At 45.3% G+C, this 243-nt stretch carries 1 protein-coding gene; it reads right to left on the bottom strand.

Annotated elements, in window-relative coordinates; translation table 11 throughout:
• Positions 1–154 (bottom strand): SLOG family protein (locus tag CHH91_RS18910; RefSeq protein ID WP_141234241.1); only part of this gene is annotated, 154 nt, incomplete at its 3' end.
• Positions 155–243 lie beyond the last annotated feature (89 nt).

Below are 243 nucleotides of genomic sequence, written 5' to 3'. Positions count from 1 at the left end.
ATTCCGTCCCTTCTTCAATAAAAGGGCGCAACCGGTTTTCAATCGTTTTTTTTACATAGTGGACCCCCTGATGACTTTCCTGGAAAATCCCCAATTCATGGGCTTTATAGCCTGTTACAAGCAGTGAATGGATAGCTCGTCCCTCCTTATTCAATACGTAAGGCAGGCTCACGCCCGCCCAACGTATTAACCTTAGTACTCGTAGCCATTAAATGGCATCATGCCACTAGGCTTCATATCTGA

Origin of the sequence: Virgibacillus sp. 7505, assembly GCF_002272135.1 — a bacterium.
Lineage (GTDB): Bacteria > Bacillota > Bacilli > Bacillales > Amphibacillaceae > Terribacillus.
The sequence above is the reverse complement of the archived record's forward strand: the minus strand, read 5'-3'. Positions and strand labels throughout refer to the sequence as shown.